17 protein-coding genes are annotated in these 19,557 nt (G+C 65.2%); 13 read left to right on the top strand and 4 right to left on the bottom strand.

Translation table 11 applies throughout. From position 1 onward, the window contains the following. Nucleotides 1–24: 24 nt before the first annotated feature. From denD to QA635_RS25360, 11 genes are all read left to right on the top strand, one after another. A complete protein-coding gene (gene denD / locus QA635_RS25410) occupies nucleotides 25–1,011 on the top strand; it encodes a D-erythronate dehydrogenase (RefSeq protein ID WP_283061994.1) in 987 nt (328 codons plus the stop codon). Between the two features lie 130 nt (nucleotides 1,012–1,141). Continuing rightward, entirely contained in the window at nucleotides 1,142–2,098 is a 957-nt protein-coding gene (locus QA635_RS25405) for a sugar kinase (protein WP_283061993.1), read from the top strand. After that, nucleotides 2,095–2,745, top strand: coding sequence for a bifunctional 4-hydroxy-2-oxoglutarate aldolase/2-dehydro-3-deoxy-phosphogluconate aldolase (gene eda / locus QA635_RS25400; protein ID WP_283061992.1), 651 nt, complete (start codon nucleotides 2,095–2,097; stop codon nucleotides 2,743–2,745). The genes QA635_RS25405 and eda overlap by 4 nt, the downstream gene beginning before the upstream one ends. 45 nt (nucleotides 2,746–2,790) lie before the next feature. After that, nucleotides 2,791–3,960, top strand: a complete 1,170-nt coding sequence (locus QA635_RS25395; protein ID WP_283061991.1) for an acetyl-CoA acetyltransferase — start codon at nucleotides 2,791–2,793, stop codon at nucleotides 3,958–3,960. A gap of 1 nt (nucleotide 3,961) precedes the next feature. Continuing rightward, complete coding sequence (locus QA635_RS25390) at nucleotides 3,962–5,500, top strand: class I adenylate-forming enzyme family protein (RefSeq protein WP_283061990.1); 1,539 nt, start codon at nucleotides 3,962–3,964, stop codon at nucleotides 5,498–5,500. Nucleotides 5,501–5,643: 143 nt separating this feature from the next. After that, on the top strand, nucleotides 5,644–5,853 hold the full coding sequence (locus QA635_RS25385) for a hypothetical protein (RefSeq protein ID WP_057019739.1): 210 nt from the start codon (nucleotides 5,644–5,646) through the stop codon (nucleotides 5,851–5,853). A 163-nt stretch (nucleotides 5,854–6,016) separates the two neighbouring features. Then, complete coding sequence (locus tag QA635_RS25380) at nucleotides 6,017–7,216, top strand: CaiB/BaiF CoA transferase family protein (RefSeq protein ID WP_283061989.1); 1,200 nt, start codon at nucleotides 6,017–6,019, stop codon at nucleotides 7,214–7,216. A gap of 11 nt (nucleotides 7,217–7,227) precedes the next feature. After that, entirely contained in the window at nucleotides 7,228–8,394 is a 1,167-nt protein-coding gene (locus QA635_RS25375) for an acyl-CoA dehydrogenase family protein (RefSeq protein WP_028344637.1), read from the top strand. Nucleotides 8,395–8,519: 125 nt separating this feature from the next. Then, nucleotides 8,520–9,656, top strand: coding sequence for a thiolase family protein (locus QA635_RS25370; RefSeq protein WP_283061988.1), 1,137 nt, complete (start codon nucleotides 8,520–8,522; stop codon nucleotides 9,654–9,656). Then, nucleotides 9,653–10,012 (top strand): Zn-ribbon domain-containing OB-fold protein, encoded by a 360-nt coding sequence (locus tag QA635_RS25365; protein ID WP_092085482.1) that lies wholly within the window; start codon nucleotides 9,653–9,655, stop codon nucleotides 10,010–10,012. The genes QA635_RS25370 and QA635_RS25365 overlap by 4 nt, the downstream gene beginning before the upstream one ends. Nucleotides 10,013–10,592: 580 nt before the next feature. Next, nucleotides 10,593–11,120, top strand: coding sequence for a carboxymuconolactone decarboxylase family protein (locus QA635_RS25360; RefSeq protein ID WP_283061987.1), 528 nt, complete (start codon nucleotides 10,593–10,595; stop codon nucleotides 11,118–11,120). Nucleotides 11,121–11,309: 189 nt separating this feature from the next. On the opposite strand, the gene glsA is transcribed toward QA635_RS25360, so the two are convergent. The 4 genes from glsA to QA635_RS25340 all read right to left on the bottom strand — a co-directional run bounded on the left by glsA (nucleotide 11,310) and on the right by QA635_RS25340 (nucleotide 16,936). Then, nucleotides 11,310–13,169, bottom strand: a complete 1,860-nt coding sequence (gene glsA, locus QA635_RS25355) for a glutaminase A (RefSeq protein ID WP_283061986.1) — start codon at nucleotides 13,167–13,169, stop codon at nucleotides 11,310–11,312. 22 nt (nucleotides 13,170–13,191) lie between these two features. Continuing rightward, nucleotides 13,192–15,255: a TRAP transporter permease gene (locus QA635_RS25350; RefSeq protein WP_038384113.1), complete on the bottom strand. Its 2,064-nt coding sequence runs from the start codon at nucleotides 15,253–15,255 to the stop codon at nucleotides 13,192–13,194. A 143-nt stretch (nucleotides 15,256–15,398) separates the two neighbouring features. After that, on the bottom strand, nucleotides 15,399–16,562 hold the full coding sequence (locus tag QA635_RS25345; protein WP_283061985.1) for a TAXI family TRAP transporter solute-binding subunit: 1,164 nt from the start codon (nucleotides 16,560–16,562) through the stop codon (nucleotides 15,399–15,401). Between the two features lie 152 nt (nucleotides 16,563–16,714). Next, a complete protein-coding gene (locus QA635_RS25340) occupies nucleotides 16,715–16,936 on the bottom strand; it encodes an acyl-CoA carboxylase biotin carboxyl carrier protein subunit (RefSeq protein WP_076826552.1) in 222 nt (73 codons plus the stop codon). Between the two features lie 129 nt (nucleotides 16,937–17,065). On the opposite strand from QA635_RS25340, the gene QA635_RS25335 reads away from it, so the two are divergent. Both QA635_RS25335 and QA635_RS25330 read left to right on the top strand, forming a co-directional pair. Further along, nucleotides 17,066–18,040, top strand: a complete 975-nt coding sequence (locus QA635_RS25335; protein WP_283061983.1) for an IclR family transcriptional regulator — start codon at nucleotides 17,066–17,068, stop codon at nucleotides 18,038–18,040. Next, nucleotides 17,970–19,529, top strand: coding sequence for an acyl-CoA carboxylase subunit beta (locus QA635_RS25330; RefSeq protein ID WP_283061981.1), 1,560 nt, complete (start codon nucleotides 17,970–17,972; stop codon nucleotides 19,527–19,529). Before QA635_RS25335 ends, QA635_RS25330 begins: the two co-directional genes overlap by 71 nt. Nucleotides 19,530–19,557 lie beyond the last annotated feature (28 nt).

Here is a 19,557-nt window from a genome sequence, read left to right as displayed (position 1 = left end):
CAATACAAGAAAAGGAGCAGGGTCGTGCACATTCTGATTCTGGGCGCCGCCGGCATGGTCGGCCGCAAGCTGACCGAGCGTCTCTTGCGCGAGGGCCGCCTCGGCAAGCAAGAGATCACCCGGATGACGCTGCAGGACGTGGTCGCGCCGGCCAAGCCCGCGAATGCCTCGATCCCGGTCAATGTCGTCGCATCCGATTTCGCCGATGCCGGCGCCGCGGCACCCCTGATCGCCGAGCGTCCCGAAGTGATCTTCCATCTCGCCGCGATCGTCTCGGGCGAGGCCGAGGCCGAGTTCGACAAGGGCTACCGGATCAACCTCGACGGCACCCGCTATCTGATCGACGCCATCCGTGCCGTTGGCGGCGGCTACAAGCCGAGGCTGGTGTTCACGTCCTCGATCGCGGTGTTCGGTGCGCCGTTCCCCGAGAAGATCGGCGACGAGTTCTTCCATACGCCGCTGACGAGCTACGGCACGCAGAAGTCGATCTGCGAGCTCCTGATCAACGACTACACCCGCAAGGGCCTGCTCGACGGGATCTCGATCCGCCTGCCGACAATCTGCGTGCGTCCGGGCAAGCCGAACAAGGCGGCGTCCGGCTTCTTCTCGAATATCATCCGCGAGCCGCTGGTGGGCGAGGAGGCGGTGCTGCCGGTCTCCGAGGACGTCCGGCACTGGCACGCCTCGCCGAAATCGGCGGTCGGCTTTCTGGTTCACGCCGGCACCATGGATCTCAATGCGATGGGGCCGCGGCGCAATCTCAGCATGCCCGGGATGTCCGTCACCGTCGGCGAGCAGATCGCGTCGCTGGAGCGCGTCGCCGGCAAGAACGTCACCGCGCGCATCAAGCGGGTGCCCGATCCGACCATCATCAGCATCGTCTCGGGCTGGCCGCGCGATTTCGCCACCGACCGCGCGCTGAAGCTCGGCTTCACCACGGCCGAGAAGACGTTCGACGACATCATCCGGATCCATATCGAGGACGAACTCGGCGGCAAGTTCGCCGCCTGAGCAACGTCCGGGCTAAAGCATGATCCGGAAAAGTGCGAAGCGGTTTTCCGAAAAGATCATGCTCAGACAAGGGGCTAAGGCGCGATGATGATTCAACCAGGCTTCATCGCGCTTTAGCGCGGCGCTTGAGATGACCAGAGTTGCCAGCATCGGCGAATGCATGATCGAGCTGCGCCAGGCCCCTGGTGGCCAGCTCGGCGGGCTGTATTCGCGTTCCTATGGCGGCGACACGCTCAACACCGCGGTCTATCTGTCCCGGCTCGGCGTCCACGTCGATTACTTCACGGCGCTCGGCGATGATGCGCTGAGCGATGAGATGATCGCGGGCTGGGCGAGCGAGGGCATCGGCACCAAGCATGTCGCGCGATCGGCGGGCAAGCTGCCCGGCCTCTATCTGATCCAGACCGACGACAAGGGCGAGCGGCGCTTCTTCCACTGGCGTGACAGCGCCGCCGCGCGCGACCTGATGGATCTGCCCGAAACGGAAGACATCCTGAACTCACTCGCGACCTATGACGTCGTCTATCTCTCGGCGATTACGCTCTCGATCCTGCGCGAGGATGGGCGGGAGCGATTGCTGGCGGCGCTGAAGCGTGCGCGGCTGCTGGGGACGCGGTTTGCGTTCGACACCAATTTCCGCGCCCGCGGCTGGCCGGACCTGAACGTCGCGCGGAAGGTCTTCAGCAGCGCGTTCGAGACGGCCGATATCGTGCTTGCCTCGACCGAGGATCTGGCGCCGCTTTATCCTGGCGAGAGCAACACGGCGCTGCTGGCCGGCATCTCGAGCCCCGAGGTGGTGCTGAAGCTCGCCGAGCCGGCCTGCATCGTGCGCTCGGCCGGCGGAACGCGCGAGGTGAAGGCGGAGCAGCTTACCAAGCCGGTGGTCGATACCACCGCGGCCGGCGACAGCTTTGCCGCCGCCTATCTCGCCGCCCGGCTCGGCGGCGCCGAGCCCGAGGAGGCGGCGCGCGCCGGCCATCGGCTGGCTGGTGTCGTGGTGTGCTATCCCGGCGCGATCATTCCGCGCTACGCCATGCCCCCGAAAAAGGCGCTTCGTCTCCCACCATCCCGCAAGGCCTCGCAATGACAACGACATCGAAGCAGGACCGGATCGCCGAGTTGATCCGCCAGGCCACCGTGATCCCGGTGCTGACCATCGAGCGGCTCGAGGACGCGGTGCCGCTTGCGAAGGCGCTGGTCGCCGGCGGCGTGCGGACGCTCGAGGTGACGCTGCGGACGGCGGTCGCGGTCGATGCGGCCAGCGCCATCATCGCCGGTGTGCCGGAGGCGATCGTCGGGATTGGCACGATCCTCAATGGTGACGACCTGGCGCGTGCCGAGGCGCTGGGCGCCAAATTCGGCATCAGCCCGGGTGCGACGCCCGAGCTGTTGACGGCGGCAGCCTCCAGCCGGTTGCCCTTCGCGCCGGGGATCGCGACCGCCTCCGAGCTGATGCAGGCGCTGGCCCACGGCTTCGACGTCGTCAAATTCTTCCCGGCCGAGCAGGCGGGCGGAATCAAGGCACTGCGGGCTCTGGCCGGGCCATTTCCGCAGGTCAGGGTGTGCCCGACCGGTGGGGTCAGCGAGGCCAATGCGGCGACCTGGCTCGCCGAGCCGACTGTGCTGGCAGTCGGCGGTTCCTGGCTGTGCCCCGCGGCCGATATCCGCGCCGGCAATTGGGCCGGCATAACCGCCATGTGCGCGACGGCGATGAAAACGCTGAAAGCCGCCTGAAGATACGCTACATAACTCTCCGAACAGGAACAGGGAGATACAGCCATGACCGCCAGCATCGTGGGTTGGGCGCACACGCCATTCGGAAAGTTCGACGCGGAGACCGTCGAGGGTCTCGTGGTCAAGGTCGCCAACGAGGCGCTGGCTGACGCCGGCATCGCCGCGTCCGATGTCGACGAAATCATGCTCGGCCATTTCAACGCCGGCTTCTCGCCGCAGGATTTTACGGCCTCGCTGGTACTGCAGGCCAATCCGGCGCTGCGCTTCAAGCCGACCACCCGGGTCGAGAATGCCTGCGCCACGGGCTCTGCCGCCGTGCATCAGGGCATCCGCGCCATCGAAGCCGGCGCTGCGAAGATCGTGCTGGTGGTCGGCGTCGAGCAGATGACGAAGACGCCGGGCCCGGAGATCGGCAAGAACCTGCTCAAGGCGTCGTATCTGCCCGAGGACGGCGACACGGTCGGCGGCTTTGCCGGCGTGTTCGGCAAGATCGCGCAGGCCTATTTCCAGAAATACGGCGACCAGTCCGATGCGCTGGCGATGATCGCCGCCAAGAACCACAAGAACGGCGTCGCCAATCCCTATGCGCAGATGCGCAAGGATTTCGGCTTCGAGTTCTGCCGCGCCGAGAGCGACAAAAACCCGTTCGTCGCTGGCCCCTTGAAGCGCACCGACTGCTCGCTGGTCTCGGACGGCGCCGCCGCGCTGGTGCTGACCGATGCCGAGACGGCCAAGACCATGGGCAAGGCGGTGAGCATCCGCGCCACCGCGCATGCGCAGGATTTCCTGCCGATGTCCAAGCGCGACATCCTGCAGTTCGAAGGCTGCACCACCGCCTGGCAGCGCGCGCTGCAGAAGGCCGGCCTGCAGCTCTCCGATCTGTCCTTCGTCGAGACCCATGACTGCTTCACCGTCGCCGAGCTGATCGAATACGAAGCGATGGGCCTGACGCCGAAGGGACAGGGCGCGCGCGCGATCATGGAAGGCTGGACCCAGAAGGACGGCAAGCTGCCGGTCAATCCGTCCGGCGGCCTCAAGGCCAAGGGCCATCCGATCGGCGCCACCGGTGTCTCCATGCATGTGATGAGCGCGATGCAGCTCACGGGGCAGGCGCCCGAGGGCATGCAGCTCAAGAACCCGCAGATCGGCGGCATCTTCAACATGGGCGGCGCCGCGGTCGCCAACTACGTCTCGATCCTCGAGCCGGCGAAGTAGCTTGAACATTGCCGAATGGCTGGCGGCGACGGCACGGGCGCGTCCCGACGCGCCGGCGCTGCTGACCGGTTTCGATCTCGACGCCGACTACGCCGCCTTTGCCCGCCGCGCCGCCTCGATCGGGGCGGCGCTGGCGCGCGATCACGGCATTGCCGCCGGCGACCGCATCGCGCTGTTTGCGTCGAACTGCACGCAATATCTTGAATGCCTCTATGGCATCTGGTGGATCGGCGCCGCCGCGATCCCGATCAATGCCAAGCTGCACGGCCGAGAGGCGGCATGGATCTGCGGCAATGGCGGTGCCAAGCTCGCCTTCGTCTCCGATGACACGATCAGTGCTTTGGACGAGGCGAAGGACGACTGTCCCGCCGGCATGACCACGCTGTCGGTCGACAGCGACGCTTACAAGACGATGCGAAGCGGCGAGGGGCCACCTGCACCGCTGCCGCGCGAAAACAACGATCTCGCCTGGCTGTTCTACACATCGGGCACCACCGGCCGTCCCAAGGGCGTGATGCTCAGCCACGGCAATCTGGTCGCGATGTCGCTGTGCTATCTCGCCGACGTCGATCCGGCGACGCCGCACGATGCCTCGCTCTATGCCGCACCGATCTCGCATGGCGCCGGCCTCTACAATTTCCCGCACGTCCGGATGGGCGGCCGCCACGTCGTGCCGGAGTCCGGCGGCTTCGATCCGGATGAGGTGCTCAACCTCGGCCGCCAGCTCGACAATGTCGTGATGTTCGCGGCTCCCACGATGGTGCGCCGCCTGGTCGATGCCGCGAAGAAGCGCGGCGAGAACGGCGAGGGGCTGCGCACCATCATCTATGGCGGCGGTCCGATGTACACGGCCGACATCACCGATGCGATGGCGACGATGGGCCAGCGCTTCGTGCAGATCTACGGCCAGGGCGAGTCGCCGATGACCATCACGGCGCTGTCGCGCGGCTGGCACGCCCGAAGCGACCATCCGCGCTATCTCGAACGGCTGGCTTCGGTCGGGCTGGCGCAGAGCGTCGTCACCGTGCGCATCACCGACAAGGACGGCAACCCGCTGCAAGCCGGGGAGACCGGCGAGATCGAGGTCAAGGGCGCGACCGTGATGCTCGGCTACTGGAACAATCCGAAGGCCAATGCCGAGACGCTGAAGGACGGCTGGCTGCGCACCGGCGATGTCGGCCGGCTCGACGCCGACGGTTTCCTCACGCTGTCGGACCGCTCCAAGGACGTGATCATCTCCGGCGGCACCAACATCTATCCGCGTGAGGTCGAGGAAGCCCTGCTGACCCATCCCGATATCCGCGAGGTCTCGGCCGTCGGTGTGCCGGATCCGGAATGGGGCGAGATCGTCGTCGCCTGCGTCGTGCTGGCCGACGGCGCCGCCGCCGACGACGGCAAGCTCGACGCGCATTGCCTCGCCTCGATCGCCCGCTTCAAGCGGCCCAAGCGCTATGTCTATCTCGGTGCCCTGCCGAAGAACAATTATGGCAAGGTGCTGAAGACCGCGCTGCGGGAGATGCTGGCCAAAGGCATGGCCTAAATCGCGGCGAGGCTGGGTTGAATCGAAAACATCGAAAACAACCCCATGCACAGTAGGGATTGGGGTCACTAAAGCGGTTAAGGGATAGGCCGCCGCCTCCCGCCGCGCTAAGCTGCCCGTGCTTGTCACCGGGAGAACGGACCATGGGAATCGAGACGTCTCTGTCGCTGTCGGAAGTGAACGATCGCATCGCGATCCTCCGGGACAATATCAGGCAGCTGATCGAGCAGGCCGCGGGCGCAGCCGGCGCCGAAGTCGAGGAACGCATCGCCGAGCGGCTCGAGCAGCAGAATGCGGAACTGGAAAAGCTCCTGAAGGCGCGCGAGGTGATGACGGGGCAGTCGCCGGCATAAGGGCGGCGGTGAATCCGCTTCGTTTTGCCCACCTTGCGTTCCGCCGCACGGAAGCGGCCCAGCCGCAGCCATGCATACGCCCATACGCCCGGCGCAGCTTGATCTCTTGGAAAAGCTCCCGTTACTAGCTCCATAACCACGACATCCGGGAGCGAACAGGACGATGGGACCACTGCAGGGTATCAAGGTCGTCGACATGACGACCGTGCTGATGGGACCCTACGCCACGCAGATGCTTGGCGATTACGGCGCCGACGTCATCAAGGTGGAATCGCCCGATGGCGACGTGACGCGGCAGATCGGCCCAACGCGGCATCCCGGCATGGGACCGGTGTTCCTCAACACCAACCGCAGCAAGCGCTCGGTTTGCCTCGATCTGAAGAAGCCGGCGGGGCGCGAGGCGGTGCTGCGGCTGATCGCGAAGGCCGACGTGCTGGTCTACAATGTGCGCCCGCAGGCGATGGCGCGGCTGCAGCTCGGCTATGACGTCGTTTCCAAGGTCAACCCGCGGCTGATTTATGCCGGCGTGTTCGGCTTTGGCCAGGAGGGACCTTATGCCGCCAAGCCCGCCTATGACGATCTGATCCAGGGCGCGACCGCGCTGCCTGCGCTGATGGCGCAAACCTCGGACGGCGTGCCGCGCTATGTGCCGAACGCGCTGGTGGATCGCATCGTCGGCCTCACCGCGGTCGGCGCGATCTGTGCGAGCATCGTGCATCGCGACCGCACCGGGCAGGGTCAGCGCGTCGACATCCCGATGTTCGAGACCATGGCCGGCTTCGTCATGGGCGATCACATGGGCGGCCTGACCTACGATCCGCCGCTCGACAAGGGCGGCTATGCGCGCCATCTGTCGCCGGACCGGCGGCCGTACAAGACACTGGACGGCTATATCTGCGTGATCGTCTACAACGACAAGCAGTGGGAAAATTTCTTCAAGGCGACCGGCCGCGACGATCTGCGCAGCGATCCGAAATTCGCGACCTTCGCCGGCCGTGCCACTAATATCGATGTCGTCTATGCCGAGCTCGCGCGCATCCTGCAGACCAAGACGACAGCCGAGTGGAACGAGATCCTCGAAAAGGCCGACGTGCCGGTGATGCCGATGCACGATCTCGAGAGCCTGCTGGAGGACCCGCATATGGTCGCGACCGGCGTCTTCCCCGTGGTCGATCATCCGACCGAGGGCCGGATCCGCAGCATGACGCCGTCGGCGCGATGGTCGGAGACCAAGGTCGAGCCGAGCCGGCTGGCGCCGCGGCTCGGCGAGCACAGCGCGGAGATTTTGCAGGAGGCAGGTTTCTCCACCGAGGAGATCGCGGCGATGGTGCGCGACGGCGCGGCCAAAGCGGTGCAGGCATAGGAGCACGACAGATGGATTTCGCACTCTCCGCCAACCAGGAATCGATCCGCGATGCCGTCGCCAAGATCTGCTCGCGCTTTGACGAAGCCTACTGGCTGAAGAAGGACAAGGAGGGCGGCTATCCGGCCGACTTCCACCGCGCGCTGGCCGATGCCGGCTGGCTCGGCATCTGCATCCCCGAGGAGTATGGCGGCTCCGGGCTCGGCATCACCGATGCCGCGATCATGATGCGCACGATCTCCGAATCCGGTGCCGGCATGTCCGGCGCGTCCGCGGTGCATATGAACGTGTTCGGGCTCAATCCGGTGGTGGTGTTCGGCACCAAGGAGCAGTGCCAGCGCATGCTGCCGCCGATCATCGACGGTCGCGACAAGTCCTGCTTCGCGGTGACCGAGCCCAACACCGGCCTCAACACCACGCAGCTCAAGACCCGCGCGGTGCGCCAGGGCGACAAATACATCGTCAACGGTCAGAAGGTGTGGATCTCGACCGCGCAGGTCGCCAACAAGATCCTGCTGCTCGCGCGCACCACGCCGCTGGAGGAGGTGCGCAGCCCGACCCATGGCCTCAGCCTGTTCTACACCGATTTCGACCGCAAGCGCGTCACCGTGCACGAGATCGAGAAGATGGGCCGCAAACCGGTCGATTCCAACGAGCTGTTCTTCGAGAATTTCGAGATCCCGGTCGAGGACCGCATCGGCGAAGAGGGCCGCGGCTTCGAATACATTCTGCACGGCATGAATCCCGAACGCATCCTGATCGCGGCCGAAGCTGTCGGCCTCGGCCAGATCGCGCTGAAGCGGGCGTCGGAATATGCCAAGGGTCGCATCGTGTTCAACCGGCCGATCGGCATGAACCAGGCGATCCAGCATCCGCTGGCGAAGTGCTGGATGGAGCTCGAGGCTGCCTGGCTGATGGTGCTGCGCGCCGGCTGGCAGTATGACCAGAACCTGCCCTGCGGTCCCGCGGCGAACTCCGCAAAATATCTCGCGGCGGAAGCCGGCTTCCATGCCTGCGAGCAGGCGGTGATGACCCATGGCGGCTTCGGCTACGCAAAGGAGTATCACGTCGAGCGGTACTTGCGGGAATCGCTGATCCCGCGCATCGCGCCGATCAGTCCGCAGCTGATCCTCAGCTTCATCGGCGAGAAGGTGCTCGGCCTTCCGAAGTCGTATTGAGATGACGCAAGTCATTGTAGGTTGTCATTCCGGGATGGTCCGAAGGACCAGACCCGGAATCTCGAGATTCCGGGTTCGATGCTTCGCATCGCCCCGGAATGACGCTCTGAGATAGGTGCGCTGACATGAGCTTCGTCACAGGCGTCGGCCTCACGTCCTACGGCAAGCATGAGGGCTTGTCCTCGCTCGACCTGATGAGCAAGGCGGCCGAGCTTGCGATCTCGGATGCCGGGCTGAAGCGCTCCGACATCGATGGCATCCTCTGCGGCTACTCCACGGTCTCGCCGCACATCATGCTGGCCACGGTCTTCGCCGAGCACTTCGGCATTCGCCCGTCTTACGCGCACGCCGTCCAGGTCGGCGGCGCCACCGGGCTTGCGATGACCATGCTGGCGCATCACCTGGTCGACGCCGGTGTTGCAAAACATGTGCTGGTGGTCGGCGGCGAGAACCGGCTGACCGGGCAGAGCCGCGACGCCTCGATCCAGGCGCTGGCCCAGGTCGGACATCCCGATTACGAGGTGACGCTGGGGCCGACGATCCCGGCCTATTACGGCCTGGTCGCGTCCCGCTACATGCATGAATACGGCCTCACGCAGGAAGACCTTGCCGAGTTCGCGGTGCTGATGCGCAAGCACGCGCTGACGCATCCCGGCGCGCAATTCCACGAGCCCATCACGGTTGCCGACGTGATGGCCTCCAAGCCGGTGGCGATGCCGCTCAAGCTGCTCGACTGCTGTCCGGTGTCGGACGGCGGCGCGGCGTGCGTGGTCAGCCGCGAGCCGACCGGCGAGCAGCAGGTCCGCGTCCGCGGCTGCGCCCAGGCGCACACCCATCAGCACGTCACCGCCGCGCCTGCGCTCAGTGAGCTCGGCGCCGAGATTTCGATCGCGAAAGCGAAAGATGTGTCGGGCGTCGCGATCCCGGACGTGCGCTACGCCGCGGTCTACGACAGCTTCACGATCACGCTCGCGATGCTGCTGGAGGATCTCGGCCTCGCCGGGCGCGGTGAGGCGGCGGCGCGGGTGCGTGCCGGCTATTTCAATCAGGATGGCGAGATGCCGCTCAACACCCATGGCGGCCTGCTCAGCTATGGCCATTGCGGCGTCGGCGGCGCGATGGCGCATCTGGCCGAGACCCATCTGCAGATGACCGGACGCGCCGAAAATCGCCAGGTGCGCGACGCCTCGGTGGCGCTGCTGCACGGCGACGGCGGCGTGCTGTCGTCGCATGTCAGCATGTTCCTGGAGCGCGTGCGATGAGCGGACCCATCGTGGACTGGACCAAGGGCACTGAAGCCATCGTCTACCAGACCTGCAACGGCTGCGGTGCGCGGCAATATTTCCGCCGCAGCTTTTGCGCCGCATGCGGTTCGCCCGATCTTGCCGAGCATCGCGCGAGCGGGGCAGGGACGGTGTATGCGACCTCGCTGGTCTGCCGCGCCGCGACGCCGGAGACGCGGGCGCATGTGCCGTACAACATCGTGCTTGTCGATGCCGACGAGGGCTTTCGCATGATGGCCCACGGCGACAACGACCTTGCCATCGGCGACAAGGTCGCGGCGCGCTTCACGCAATTCGCGGGGAGGCTGGTTCCGTATTTCGCAAAGGCGAAATGAGGGGCTGAACGATCCAGTCAGAACGCAAGACCAGGCTAAACTGGTTCGCTCTTGCCCCTCATAGTTTGCGGATAACCTGTTGGGGCATGATCTTTCGGAAAACCGCTACACACTTTTCCGGATCATGCCTCAGTGCCAATAAAAGATGACGCTGGCGATGACGAGCATTGCCGTCACCGCCAGCATTTGCGCAAGCGCTTCCGAGGCCGCCCTCTTGGTGGCTTCCTTCATGCGTTTCCCCTAGACTTGGGCGTGACTCATCGTTGCGCGAATTGCGCGCAAGACGGCCAGATTTTTTACTCGGAACACCCCGTGTCGAGTATTCGCTTTTGACGAGTCCCCACTCAGCGAATATCGACTGTGACAACGTTGTCTGGGAATGCGGCGGCAATTTGACTCGCGCGTGTTGCTCCTGCGACAGCGGCCCGTACAGAGCGTTTTCGAGCGAAGTGGATACCGGTTCGCGTGAAGAAGACGCGTCAAAACAAGGATCTAGAGCCCCGTTCCGATTTCATCGGGACGGAAAAAGCTCTAGTGTTTCGGAACCCGACAGAAACGACAGCAAGATCAAGGTTAGGAAATGGCCCGTATCGACTACTCCGATCCCGCAAAGGCAAGCCCGCGGACCCGCGAGATCCTCGACAAGAACCGCAACGCCAACATCTTTCGCATGATGGCGCATTCGCCAAGTTACTTTGAGCAGTATTGCCGGCTCGGCGGCGCGATCCGCCACAAGGGCGAGCTCGATCCCGTCGTCCGCGAGCTTGCGATCACGCGCACCGGCATTCTCTGCGAGGCGCCCTACGAGATCGTCGCGCACAAGCGCATCGGCAAGAATCTCGGCGTCACCGACGAGCAGAACGCCGCGCTCGAGGACTGGCAGTCCGCGACCTGCTTCAACGAGGTGCAGCGCGTGGCGCTCGCCTTCACCGACGAGATCGTCAAGCTGAAGAAGCCGACCGACGCGACCTTCAGGGCGATCGCGGCGAAGCTGACGCCGGCCGCGCTGATCGAGCTGCAACTCTCGGTCGGCTTCTACATCATGACGTCGAAATTTCTCGAAACGTTCGAGATCGACATGCAGCCGGTGACGGAAGTGGTGAGCTGAACGGATCGCGTCGCGGAGTTCTTCGCCTCGCCCCGCCTGCGGGGAGAGGCCGGAGCGCATGCAGCGAACCGGAATGCGGTCAGGGTGAGGGGGAATCTCCGCGAGTCTTACTCGAAGTTATTTTGCGGATGCAGCCCCTCACCCCGACCCTCTCCCCGCGAAGGGCGGGGAGAGGGAGAACAGAGAGACCTACCCCGACGTCAGCAGATCCACCTTGGCATTCGCCACGATCAGCCGATCGGCGAGGATCTGCGCGAGGTTGCGCATGATCCGCTCGCCGGCGCGCGGATGTCGCTCGCGGAAGCGCTCGAAATCCTCGATCGTCACTTCGTAGGTGGTCGCCGACATGTCGGCGACCACGTCCGCGACCCGCTTCGGCTCCAGCAGCGCCATCTCGCCGAAGGCCATGCCGGCAGTCAGCGTCGCGAGCCGGATGCCGTCCGGCAGGGTGACGTGGACCACGCCGCTGCGGAGGAAGAACAGCGAGGTGGCCTCACTGCCCGCGGCGATGACCTTTTCATTTTGCTGGTAGGTCCGGACCGTGCAGAGCGAGGTGAGATCGGCGATCTCGGCTTCGCTCAATCCGGCGAGCAGCGGCTGCTCGGAAAGCTCCGTGGTCTCGAGGAAGTCGATCGAGCCGCCATAGCGGTAGACGATCTGGTCCTCGGCCCACTCGATCGCGGTGTCGAGCAGGTAGAAATCCCTGATATTGCCGAGCCGCCTGGTCCACTCGCTGATCGTGGCCCATGCGCGCGAGGTCCGCTTGATGCCGGAGAGGATCACCGTGACGCCGAGCTCGGCCAGTTCCTGGAACGCCTCGGCTACCAGCCTTGCGCCCGCGCGGGTCGTCGCGGTGACGCGGCGCAGATCGAAGATCACGAATTCCGGCCGCGGGCCGCCGGCGAGGCGGCGCGAGACATAGTCGACATTGGAAAGCGACAGCGTACCGACCAGCTCGATCACGCGGACCTCCTGGAAGTGTTTTGCCAGGATCTCCTGTTCTTGCGGCCGGCGCACCCGCCGCGACGGGTTCTTGCCGATATTGTAGTCGGCAATGATGCTGTAGCGGGCGTCGTCGCTACGGTTCAGGATATGCAGGTCGTAATGCGCCGACAGCGTTTCGCACACCTTGATGCCGCGCACGCTGTTGCCGTGCTTGTCGAGCCTTGGCGAATAGCTGCCGAGCCCGAGCCGCGCCGGCAGCGCCGCCAGAATGCCGCCGCCGACGCCGCTCTTGGCGGGAATGCCGACGCGGTAGATCCATTCGCCGGCATAGTCGTACATGCCCGACGAGGTCATCACCGAGAGCGTGCGCGCGATCGCGTACGGCGTCACCACCTGCTCCTCGGTCAGCGGATTGATGCCGCGATTGGCGAGCGTCGCCGCCATCACGGCGGTGTCGCGCGCGGTGACCAGGATGGAACATTGCCGGAAATAGACATCGAGCACCGCAGGCACGTTCTCGGTGATCACGCTGTTGGTGCGCAGCAAATAACCGATCGCCCGGTTGCGGTCGCCGGTGGCGCTCTCGGAGGCATAGACCGCCTCGTCGACATCGAGCTCACGGCCGGCGAAGCGGCCGAGCGCATGGCGGATATAGTCGAACGCGCCGTCACCCTTGTCGGCGTGGAGCAGGCCGGAGCAGGCGATCGCGCCGGCATTGACCATCGCATTGAACGGATGGTTCTCGGCATTGAGCCGGATCGAGTTGAAGGGGTCGCCGGATGGCTCGACGCCGATCACGCTTTCCACCCGCTCGGCGCCCAGCGTGTCCAGCGCCAGCGCGAACACGAACGGCTTCGACATCGACTGGATGGTGAACGGCACCCTGGTGTCGCCGACCTCGTAGACATGGCCATCGAGCGTCGCCAGGCTGATGCCAAAATGGGCAGGGTCGGCCTTGCCGAGCTCGGGGATGTAGTCGGCCACCGTGCCGGCGGCCTCGGGCAGGAAGTCTGCGTAACACGTGTGCAGAAACCGCAGCAGCGGCGGCTTGGAGCTGGACCAGGCCGTGGTGGTGGCGGTGACGGGAGGAGGCGATCGTTTCATCGCCTCCTGTTGTGCAACGCAATCAAGGCGCGCGCAACTGGTTCGGAACCAGCGCCTGACGGCGGACCAGCAGCAAGGCGATCAGCACCGTCGGGGCGAGGATCGCGAGCCCCAGCAGCGACACCTGCAGCTGCGACAGCGGGTTGATGCCGCCGCCTGGCGTCGCGAGCACGAAGCCGCCGATCACCAGCAGCACCCGGAGCGGCCATTCCAGGGCACCGGCGCCGCGAAGGTCGCCGACGAACGCCTGATAGCCCTGGATGCCGCCGCAGATGAACAGGGTGCCGCACGCCGCGAGCGCCATCAGGCCGAGGCCGGCGAGATAGGGGCTCGGTCCCTGCATCACCAGCGCCGGGTTCAGCACGAAGAAGAACGGGATGAAATAGATGATGCTGCCGACCCACATCGATTCCCATCCGGTCTTCATCGCGGGCGAGCCGGCGATGCCGGCCGCAGCGAAGGAGGCGATCGCCACCGGCGGGGTGATCGACGACAGCATGCCCCAATAGAAGATGAACATGTGCACCGCCATCCGGTTCAGCCCGAGCTTCTCCAGCGCGGGCGCGACCAGGATGGCGAGGAAGATGTAGCAGGCGGTGGTGGTCAGCCCGAGGCCGAGGATCAGGCTGGTGAAGGCGCACATCACGAGCAGCAGGAACGCGTTGTCGCCCGCAAGCGTCAAAAGATCGTTGGCGAGGCTCGAGACCACGCCGGTCATCGAGAACGCCCCGATCAGCAGACCGCAACCGGCGAGGATGCCGACCAGCTCGACGAAGGTGCGGCCATTGACCTCGAGGAATTTTCCGATCGTCCCGAGCGTCCAGCGGCTCTCCTTGGAGAAGATCTGGTTGAGCACCAGCAGCAGCGCGGTGGCGTAGAACGGCGCGTGGCTTTCGCGCTTGAAATACAGCAGCATCACGATCAGGAGCGCAATGACGAAGACGTAATACCAGCCGTTCTTGATCGTATCCATCACGCGCGGCAGCTCGGCGCGCGGAATGCCCTTCAGCCCGTGGCGTGCGGCGTAGGAGTCGACCTGCATGAACAGGCCGACATAGTAGAGCGCCGCAGGAATGATCGCGGCCACCGCGACCTCCGCGTAGCTGATATTGAGGAACTGCGCGATCACGAACGCGGTGGCGCCCATCACCGGCGGCGCCAGCACGGCGCCGGTGGAGGCGCAGGCCTCGATCGCGCCGGCATAGGAGGCGCGGAAGCCGCTCTTCTTCATGACCGGGATCGTCATCGTGCCGGCGGTCAGCACGTTGGAGACGATCGAGCCCGACATCATGCCGAGCAGGCCGGACGCGAAGATGCAGACCTTGGCGGCACCGCCGCGGAACGTGCCGCACAGCGCGAAGGCGAGGTTAATGAAGAATTTTCCGGCACCGGTCATCATCAGCGCGGTGCCGAACACCAAAAAGCCGATCACGGTGTCGGCGAAGGCCTGGATCGGAATGCCGAGCAGGCTCTCGCCGGACAGCACGTGATAGGCGGTGGTCTGGTCGAGCGTGAGCTGCGAGCCGCGGAACGGGCCGAGCCAGCTGGCCTCGGCGAACAGCGGATAGACGGTGAAGGGCAGAACGCTGAGCAGGAGGCTCCAGCCGCCGGTCCGGCGCAGCGCCTCCATCAGCATCACCCACATCACGAGGCCGGCGATGATGACGTTCCTCGGGGCGCCGTCGGACTCCCAGCCATATTGCGCCGCCTTGCGCACGTTCAGCATCAGCCAGATCGAGGCGGCGAAGGTCGCGACGGCGAGCGCGAGATCATACCAGGGAATGCGGTTCAGCGGCGCGCGCTCCGATCCGGGGAAGATCAGGAACGTGAAGGGCAGCATCAGCGCGATCAAGAGATAGAAATATTCGGTGTTTAGCTGGGTGTAGTCGATGAAGAAGCGCAGCGAGAATTGCTGGTTGATGCAGAGCAGGATGGTTGCGGCGGTTGCGACCACCAGCGCCCAGCGCCACACCCCGCGCAGGGTGCGCACGCGCGTGACCTCGGCCTCCTGCAGATTGTCGAGACCGGCATGCGGATCTTCAAACTCGATTCTTTTCGCAGGCGCAGCCGCGGCGTTCTCGGGCATTACGCATCCCCCAATGTTGTCCGTTTTGCCAATAACCTAGAGCATGATCCGGAAAAGTGCGAAGCGGTTTTCCGGAAGCACCATGCTCGAACGGGCGCAAGCGCAATGACGATTAACCCGATCTCATCGCGCGTTGGCGGGTCTCACTCAAAGCCATTGGGCATATTGGCTTTCGCAAGCGCGGCCGCGCGCCCCTTCATCCAGCCATCGAGGAAGGCCTTGTCGTCAGACGGCGGGTTCGACTTGCCGTAATCCGTCCAGGCGGCGGCGAGCACCTCCTGGCGCTTGTAAAGCGCGTTGTTGTGCGCCTCCTGATCGTCGCTCCAGTGGCCGGTTTCCTTGAGCGCCTTCACCGCGCCGGGATGCACGGGAACGACCCAGTTCTTGGTCTGCCGGTCGGCGCCGAGTCCGGCGGCGCCGGGCGCCGAATCCTTGTAGGCGTCGTAGTTGACGATCATCGCCTTGGTGATCGCATAGATCTGGTCGACCGGCTGCGCCGCATAGGCGACGAAGATCGGGTAGGGGTAATTGCCGAGCTGGATCGGCTTGTCCGGCGAGATGCCGGCGCCGCAGGTTGCGGTTTGCGGGAAGAAGAACGAGCCGACCTTTTTCACCCGTGCCCAGCCTTCCTTGTCGTCGGCGGGCAGCGGCGGCCACATCAGGCCGCGCGGCGAGGTCTCGGCTTCCTTGGCGGGGCCGGTGATCGTGGTGCCGAAGGCGGCATCGGTGTCGTTGTTGATCAGGCCTTTCCACATCGCGCCGTAGCTTGCGAACTCGACGATCTTGACGTCCTTCTGGGTGAGGCCGCCGAACGCGAGCATCGCGAGCGAGTTCTGGTTCAGCGCCGGCGAGCCGACCACGAAGCCGACGCGCTTGCCGCGAAGGTCCTTCATTTCCTTGACACCGGCATCGGCTGCCACGCCGAGCGCGCCGCAATTGCAGTCGACCGACGACAGCATGAGCTGCAGCGGCTGCGGGCCCCATTCCTTGGCGCCGAACTCGAACACGCCTTCCTGCGCGAAATAGGTCCCCGATCCCATTGCCGAGGAGACCGCGCGCTTGGCGCGCAGCGGCGCGAGCCGCGCGACGTCGTTGCCGGCCGGCAGCACGCGGACGTCGGTGCCGTATTTGTCCTTCATCATCTTGCCGACGCCGACCGCGATGTTGAAGCCGGCGGTGCCGGTGTCGTAGGCGGTCACTGCCATGGTCGGCGGCAGCTTGATGTCCTCGGCCGAGGTGGGCAGGGCAGCGAAGATCGAAATGCCGGCAAGAGCGGCAGGCGCGAGCGCCATCAGCCGATGGATCATAATTCCTCCCTTTGTTTCGCTGTGCGAAACTTTTCCGGGCGGATGATTGCATCGTGATCCGGCGATGGCAACGCTACCTCCGGCGCATGCCGGCGATTTCAGCCGCTGCATCACCGGACAGATTGTCGCGGCTGGACGGCAAGGGTGGAATCTCAGGTCTCGACGATCGCGACCGCCTGGCCTTCGGCGATGACATCGTCGATCTTGACCAGAATCGACTTGATTTTGCCTGCTGTCGTCGACGTGACCGGTATTTCCATCTTCATCGCTTCGACGAACGCAATCTCGTCGCCATTGCCGATGCTGCTGCCGGTCTCGACAGGAAGCGCGCAAACGCGCCCGGCAACTTCGGTCACAACCTTGATCTCTGGCATTCCACTCTCCGATACCGTCTTGCGGAAATTTCATCCGGCGAACGGCTTTTTGTTGTGGCGGCAGATTGCCTGAGGTAGCTTCTTCTGCAAGTGGAATTTTATTCCGCAAGACGGAATGGAGCCAAACAGATGGGAAGGCGCTCGGAACGGCTTAGCAGGCAGGGAATGCTCGCCAGCGAGACAGGCGATGGCGATGTCATCCAGGTGGTGTCGCGCGCCTTCGATGTGTTGCGGTGCTTCGAGGGACACGAAGCCCGGCTCGGCAATCTCGAGATCTCGAACCGCTGCGGCCTGCCGCGTTCGACGGTGTCACGGCTGACGCACACGCTGACGCGGATGGGACAGCTGGTCTATCTGCCGCGCGACCAGAAATATCGCATCGGCCCGAGCGCGGTCGCGATGAGCACCACGATGATGAAGGGGCTGCAGCTGCGCAATCTGATCCGGCTGCGCCTGCAGGATGTCGCCGATCAGTTGCCCGGCACGGTGGGCTTCGTCATCCCCGACCGCTTTCACCTGGTCTATCTGGAGTTCGCCCGCGCGGCCAACGCGCTCGGCCTGCATGAGGCCACCGGCAGCCGGATCTCGATGGCGACCACCGCGGCCGGCCACGCCTATACGGCCGCACTCGATCCCGCGATCGGCGACGCGCTGATCGCGGAGATGGAAGGCGAATTGCCCGACAGCGCCAAGATGCTGACGCCGCGCATCGAGGCCAACCGCCGGCATTTGCAGGAGCACGGCTACGTCGTCGCCTGCGGCCTGTGGAGCCCGCACATCAACGGCGTCGCGGTGCCGCTGTGGTCGCCGCAGTATCAGACCTATGTGGTCACCACGATCGGCTTGCTCTCGGCGATGTATGACGAGGCGCGGCTGCATCGCGAGGTCGCGCCGCAAATGGTCGAGCTCGCGGCCGCACTCGGCAGCCTGCTCGAAGGCGCCGACGGGGACATCTTCAGCAATCGGATCGAGCGCAAGACGCTTCCGGTGACCGCCCATAACAACAACAAAATCCTCAAGACGGGAGCAGTGAATGAACTGGAAGCCGGAACTCGACGACCTCGCCCGCCGCGAAGCGTTCGCGCGGGAGATGGGAGGCGTTGACAAGGTCAAGCGGCAACGCGACCAGGGCCGGCTCACGGTTCGTGAGCGCATCGACAAGCTCGTCGACCAGAGCAGCTTCCATGAGGTCGGTGCCATCTCCGGCATCGCCGAATACGACGAGAGCAACGAACTCAAGCATCTGACGCCGGCGAACTGCGTGTTCGGCCGCGCCAGGGTCGACGGCCGCACCGTGGTCGTGGTCGGCGACGACTTCACCGTGCGCGGCGGCTCGGCGGATGCATCGATTTCCGCCAAGCCGTTGATGGCGGAGGAGATGGCGCACGACTTCCGCCTGCCGATCGTTCGCGTGATCGAGGGCTCCGGCGGCGGTGGCTCGGTGAAGACGATCGAGACCAGGGGCGCCGCCAACCTACCCGGCGGCGTCGGCGGTACGCGCTGGTACTGGTACACGACCGCCAATTTGGCCCGCGTGCCGGTGGTCGGTCTCGGGCTCGGCTCGGTCGCGGGCCTCGGTGCCGCACGGCTTGCCGCCACGCACTACTCGGTCATGACCAAGAGCTCCGCGATGTTCGTCGCCGGCCCGCCGGTGGTGAAGCGCCTCGGTCAGGATCTGACCAAGCAAGAGCTCGGCGGCGCCGACATCCAGACCCGCGCCGGCGCGATCGACCAGGCCGTTGAGACCGAGGAGGAGGCGTTCGACTATGCGCGGCGCTTCCTGTCCTATCTGCCGTCGTCGGTCTACGATCTGCCGCCGACCATTCCCTGCACCGACGATCCGGAACGCGCCGAGGAATCGCTGCTGAAGGCCGTGCCGCGCAACCGCCGGCAGGTCTACAAGATGCGACCGATCATCGATGCCGTCGTCGACAAGGGCTCGTTCTTCGAGGTCGGCACCAATTTCGGCCGCCCGATCATCACCGGATTGGCGCGGATCGAGGGCAGGGCGGTGCTGCTGCTCGCCAGCGATCCGTTCCACTATGGCGGCTCGTGGACCGCGGATGCCTGCCAGAAGGTGGTGCGCTGGGTCGACTTCGCCGAGACCTTCCATCTGCCGGTGGTCTATCTCATGGATTGCCCGGGCTTCATGATCGGGCTCGAGGCGGAGAAGACGGCGACCATCCGCCATGGCGTGCGGGCGATGGCGGCGGTCAACCAGAGCACGGTGCCCTGGTGCACCATCATCATCCGTAACGCCTTCGGCGTCGCCGGCGTGGTGCATCAGCCGGCCAACCGCTTCTCGATGCGCTATGCGTGGCCGTCGGCCTATTGGGGCTCGCTGCCGCTCGAGGGCGGCATCGAGGCGGCCTATCGCGCCGAGATCGATGCGGCCGCCGATCCCGCCGCCAAGCTGCGCGAGATCGAGGATCGCCTCAACAAGCTGCGCTCGCCGTTCCGCTCGGCCGAAAAGTTCTGGGTCGAGGAGGTGATCGACCCGCGCAAGACGCGCTCGCTGCTCTGCGAGTTCGCGCGCCTCGCCGAACCGGTCCGCAAGGCCGGGCCGCCGAGCAACATGTCGACGCGGCCGTAAGGCTCCTCGACCTCAACGCGTCATGCGC

This window comes from Bradyrhizobium brasilense, from assembly GCF_029714345.1.
GTDB classification, from domain to species: Bacteria; Pseudomonadota; Alphaproteobacteria; order Rhizobiales; family Xanthobacteraceae; genus Bradyrhizobium; species Bradyrhizobium australafricanum.
This window is presented reverse-complemented; position numbering and strand designations above follow the sequence as displayed.